The organism is uncultured Maricaulis sp. (assembly GCF_963976135.1).
Lineage (GTDB): Bacteria > Pseudomonadota > Alphaproteobacteria > Caulobacterales > Maricaulaceae > Maricaulis.
Genome location: NZ_CAXBKN010000160.1, coordinates 1 through 3,452, shown reverse-complemented (window position 1 = coordinate 3,452; position 3,452 = coordinate 1). Strand labels below are relative to the sequence as shown.

At 63.6% G+C, this 3,452-nt stretch carries 4 protein-coding genes; 3 read left to right on the top strand and 1 reads right to left on the bottom strand.

Features of this window, described 5'->3' with window-relative positions; genetic code table 11:
* Window positions 1-46 precede the first annotated feature (46 nt).
* A complete protein-coding gene (locus AAC023_RS14055; protein WP_339741852.1) occupies window positions 47-856 on the top strand; it encodes an arginine deiminase family protein in 810 nt (269 codons plus the stop codon).
* A gap of 79 nt (window positions 857-935) precedes the next feature.
* On the opposite strand, the gene AAC023_RS14050 is transcribed toward AAC023_RS14055, so the two are convergent.
* Window positions 936-1,844: a hypothetical protein gene (locus tag AAC023_RS14050; RefSeq protein WP_339741850.1), complete on the bottom strand. Its 909-nt coding sequence runs from the start codon at window positions 1,842-1,844 to the stop codon at window positions 936-938.
* A 197-nt stretch (window positions 1,845-2,041) separates the two neighbouring features.
* Between AAC023_RS14050 and AAC023_RS14045 the strand changes: the two genes are divergently transcribed.
* Together AAC023_RS14045 and AAC023_RS14040 are read left to right on the top strand one after the other, a co-directional pair.
* Complete coding sequence (locus tag AAC023_RS14045; RefSeq protein WP_339741847.1) at window positions 2,042-2,602, top strand: PAS domain-containing protein; 561 nt, start codon at window positions 2,042-2,044, stop codon at window positions 2,600-2,602.
* 58 nt (window positions 2,603-2,660) lie between these two features.
* Window positions 2,661-3,284: a PilZ domain-containing protein gene (locus tag AAC023_RS14040; protein ID WP_339741844.1), complete on the top strand. Its 624-nt coding sequence runs from the start codon at window positions 2,661-2,663 to the stop codon at window positions 3,282-3,284.
* Window positions 3,285-3,452: the final 168 nt, after the last annotated feature.

The window sequence follows — 3,452 nt, the reverse complement described above, 5'->3', positions numbered from 1 at the left end:
GGCGAAGTGACAACGATATCTGTCTTCAACGCTGAGAGTCCGCCTGATGCCCCTCTCCCGCCCGGTTTACCGTTTCAATGCCGCGCTTGTGCGCGAGCCCTCACGCTCCGTCGTGCGCGGGCTCCGTGCTGTCGATCATGGCGATCCCGATTATGACGGCGTCGCGGCTGAACATGCCGCCTATATCGACGCGCTGGAGGCCGCCGGGCTGGCGGTGACGGTGCTGCCGCCGCTGGAAGCCTTTCCCGATTCGGTCTTCGTCGAGGATCCCGCCCTGGTCTTTTCCGGCGGGGCGATCCTTCTCAGACCCGGCAATGCGGCGCGGCGCGGCGAGACGGCCCGGATCGCACCGGCCCTGCGGCGGCGATTCGAGACCGTGCTGGAGATGGCCGGCACCGGCTATGCCGATGGCGGCGATATCCTGGTGACGCCGGATCATGTGTTGATCGGGCTGTCAGCGCGGACCAATGCGGCAGGCGCCGGCGCGCTCGGCGCCTGCCTGACCAGGCTGGGCCTGGCCTCGAAAACCGTCACCACCCCGCCCGGCGTGTTGCATTTCAAGACAGATTGCGCGCTGATCGAGGAAAATTGCGTGCTGAGCACGGCCCGCCTGGCCGCCTCCGGCGTGTTCGAGGATTTCGAGACGCTGATCCTGCCCGAAGGCGAGGAAGCGGCGGCGAATGCCCTGCGCATCAATGATGTCGTGCTGGCCGGAGCGCAATTCCCGCGCACGATCGAAATGCTGGACCAGGCGGGCTATAATGTGGTGCCGCTGGCCACCGGGCAGATCGGCCGAATCGATGCCGGCCTGTCCTGCATGTCGCTGCGCTGGTTCGACGAAACGCTGGACGGCTGAGCCGAAGGCAAAAAAAGGCCCCGGTCTTGTCAACCGGGGCCAGGACATGCCGAGTGGCATGTGAGTGTCTTGTTATGGATCAGCGATAGCCGCCAACCCCGCCATCAAGCATCAGCGTCATCGAGGTCAGGCGCATGCTTTCGCTTTCGCGCTCATAACGGACCGATTCCATGTAGTGTTCCTCGCGGCGCATGAAGACCAGCTTCAGGCCCGGGCCATACATGCGGAGCAGGGAGCGCTCATTGCAATTGCGGCGCGGCTCCTGGGCGGAGCAGACCAGCGTTCCGCCCGGGCTGTGGCGCAGGGCCTCGCCCTTGCGGCACATGATGGTCGGCGCATCGGTCCAATTGTCCTGTCCGTCCGTCCGCCAGCCGATCGTGACCTGCATCGAGGTTCCGGCGACACAACGATAGATCTCGCCATCGAAAGTCGCGGCAACGCGGTCACCATTATCGACGCGTGAGGCGGGATGCGGTGTGCCGGTATCATCGACGCAGACGGCGCGCACCAGGCGCCATTCCTCGACCCAGCGCGAACGCTGTTCCTCGCGGAATTCATATTCGGCTTCGCGTTCCAGCCCGGCGACATTGAGGCCGGTGATCGCGGTCGCCGCTGGCGCCGTAGTATAAGGTGTATAGCTGCCGCCCCCGATATAGGTGATGGCACCGGCTCCGGCGCCGGCGCGTGAACCGGCATTGGCTGTAGCATTGGACGAAGCGTCGACATTGGTTGTCACATTGGTGGTGACGTTGACGCGATTCGAGACATTGACGCCGACATTGATATTGCCGCCATGAATATTGATATTGGGCACATTGACCGTATGCCCGCCACCATGACCGCAACATGAGGTCGGCGGTGGCGGTGCCGGGGTGCAACACCCTTCCCCACCGCCCGCGAACGCAGGCTCCTGCGCGACCGGGGCGATACACAATACGAATGCAGTACTCGCCAAAGCGAGAAAACCGTGCCGGGCTGATACGCGCATGGTCATGCTCCTTCTATCCTGAGCCCGGTCTTGCAAGCGGCGGGCCGTTTTCCCCGCACAGGCGATTCCCGCCATTGGCGAGCGCGACCGGGCCAGTTCTCCACCCGCTTGCATGGCCCCGATCTTGAAACTCTCCCGACAAGCCGGCGCGGCAATCGAGCCGTCCGGTGCAATGACCGCAGTGTCTGGAGAGTGGAATGCGCCACGCGCAATCGAAAGCCCTACATGCCTATTGGCAGGCGCGCCGCTTTGGCGGTGCCGCGCCCTATCGGGCTGATATCGAGCCGCAGGACATTGCCGCCCTGCTCGGTCATGTCTTCATTCTGGGACGCATCGATCCGCAACATCATGTCTTCCGCCTCGCGGGGACCGGCTTGTGCGAGCTGTATCAACGTGAGTTTCGCGACCAGAATTTCCTCAGCCTGTGGCGCGGCCATGATGCGACCCATATCCAGGCCGTGCTCGAAGCCTCGCTGGGCGGTGTGTCGCCCGCCTCGGTGATTGCGCGCGCCACGACGATGGAGATGAACCAGATCCCGATCGAGGTCTGTTTTCTGCCGCTGCGTGGACCGGAAGGCCTGGTCGACCGGACGCTGGGCCTGTTCCAGCCGCTCGAGCCCGTCGAAACCCTGCGCGGCCGGCCGATCATCCGCACCAGCCTGCGCGAGGTTCGCCCGCCGGCCAATCCCGGCTTCCTGTTTCCGCGCCAGCCGCTTCGCGATTCGCAGAATCCGGCGATGGTCGCCAACGACCAGTAGTTGAAAACACTTCTTAACCGCTTGGCCCTATCATCCTCACTTGCAGGAGGTTGACGCCATGCAGCAGGATTCAGGGCGGTTGGACCGCCGCAAGATCAAGATCGCCGCGCGCGGCGCCCAGGAAAGGCGCCGGCATACGCGTGTTCCGCTACAGCTGCACGGCCGTTTCTGGTCGGAAGCGCTTGGCGAACATGCCTGCCGTCTGCTCGATATTTCGCCCGGCGGCGCCCGCGTCGCCTCGCGCACCCCGCCGCCGGCCAATGCCCGCATCATCCTGATGATTTCCAGCATTGGACGGATTGAGGGCACGATTGTGCGTGTCGAGGGCGAGGAATTCTCCGTCCGCTTCCAGGCCACCGCGCGCAAGCGCGACAAGCTGGCAGACACGATCACATGGCGTTTCAACAAGGATCGCCTCGGGCTCGAGGAAGATCGCGCCGCCGTGCGCAAGCCCGGCCGCGGCCGGGCGCGCATCCTGCTCAATGACGGCGTGGTGATCCAGGCCAATGTGCTCGACGTCTCCGTGACCGGCGCCGCCTTCGAATGTCTGGAAAGGCCCCGGCTGGGCGAATTGCTACGTGTGGGTGAAATGACAGGATGTGTGGCTCGTATTCTGGACAATGGCTTCGCGGTCGTGTTCGATCCCCCCGAGGCCGCAAAGAAGAGTAGCGAAGCTGCCTGAACCGCGCCTCATCGGATTTGTGTCGCGTTTCCCCGGTAAAATCACCGTGTCGGCCTGATTTTTGCCCTATCCGGGCTATAGGAAGTAGTTGTGCAAGTGCGAGAAAGAACCGAAATGCCTCGCGATGACGGAATTGCAATGTCCTGGTTTGTAAAAGTCGAAGGCCGT